The sequence below is a fragment of the Photorhabdus sp. CRCIA-P01 genome, from assembly GCF_003545805.1.
Lineage (GTDB): Bacteria > Pseudomonadota > Gammaproteobacteria > Enterobacterales > Enterobacteriaceae > Photorhabdus > Photorhabdus antumapuensis.
The window spans coordinates 1-1,438 of the sequence record NZ_NMQR01000167.1 but is presented as its reverse complement, the minus strand read 5'-3'; the positions used below and the strand labels follow the sequence as shown (position 1 = coordinate 1,438).

Annotated in this window: 1 protein-coding gene; it reads left to right on the top strand. The window is 49.5% G+C overall.

Annotation, left to right across the window (positions count from 1 at the left end; all coding sequences use genetic code 11):
* Positions 1 to 129 precede the first annotated feature (129 nt).
* The coding region (locus D3222_RS24555) for a two-partner secretion domain-containing protein (protein ID WP_118988349.1) at positions 130 to 1,438 on the top strand (1,309 nt) is incomplete at its 3' end.

Here is a 1,438-nt window from a genome sequence, read left to right as displayed (position 1 = left end):
ATTCAGACAATAAATTAATCACACATTAGAATAGTTTGCTTATATCACTATCAAATTATCAATATTTTCTATGGAAAGATTACCGTTTCATCACCGAAGCCCGATTAACTTAAGAAAAGAGAGAGTACGATGGATAAGCGCAGCACCCCGTTGGTCAGGGCCACGAGTTATCTTTTAATTTACCTTACCGCCGTTTATCCCCTTCATCCGGCTATCGCCGCCGGCATCACGCCGGATAATAGCCAAACGCAGGTCCAACATCAGGGTAATGTCCCGGTGGTGAATATCGCCGYGCCGAATGACGCGGGGATATCCCACAACACCTAYCAAGAGTTTAACGTTGCCACTCARGGCGCCGTACTCAATAACGCCACTCAGGTAGCGCAATCACAACTGGCCGGACAACTTAACGCCAACCCTAACCTGAAAGATAAAGCGGCGGAACTGATTATTAACGAAGTCACCGGCAACGGGCGCTCTGAGCTGCAAGGTCAGCTGGAAATTGTCGGCAATAAAGCCAACGTAATGATCGCCAACCCCAACGGCATAACCTGTGATGGCTGTGGTTTTATTAATACCGCCAACGCCACCCTGACCACCGGGAAACCCCAGTTTGACAAACAGGGGGCGCTGGAAGCATTAGAAGTTAAACAAGGCCAGATCACCATTGGCGGCAAAGGGCTGGACGGCAAGACGACGGATTATGTCGATATCATCAGCCGGGCAACGGTATTAAATGGAAAAATTCAGGCGAATAACCTGTCGCTGACGCAAGGCGCTAACCGCCTCAATTTAAAAGACGGCACGGTTAAACCCATCACCGGAGAAGGCGCTAAACCGCAATTGGCGGTTGATACCAAAGCCTTAGGCGGCATGTATGCCAATAAAATCCGGCTGGTGGCCACTGAAAAGGGCGTTGGGGTTAATCTCACTAACTTAACCGCAACCCAAGACGCTATCCGTTTAACCGCCGAGGGTAAAATTATCCTGGGGGAGGTCCACGCCAAAACGGACATCAATATCAACAGTAAAGCCATTGAAACGGCGGCACAAAGCCATGTGCAGGCGGGTCAACATCTGAGATTGACCACGGAAACATTGCACAATCAGGGTCAAATCCGGGCGGGGGGGGATGTCACCCTTAAAGCAACCAAATTGGATAACGTCAATCCGGCCGGGCAAAGCCACCCGATCATTACCGCAGGTAAAAACAGCCGCATTACCGTTGACGAGATAAACAATGTTGGCGAGTTAAGCGCGGCACAAAACCTCACCCTGACCGGCAACAATTTTTCAACGCAGGCGATAAAAGACCGTCAGGAAAATATCATCGGTAAACTGAGTGCCGGTGGGGATCTGACGGCGGTATTTAAACAGGGATTTCGTTTTGATTTGGATAAGGACCATTTTGAAGCAGGTAAGAAACCCACTGATCCGG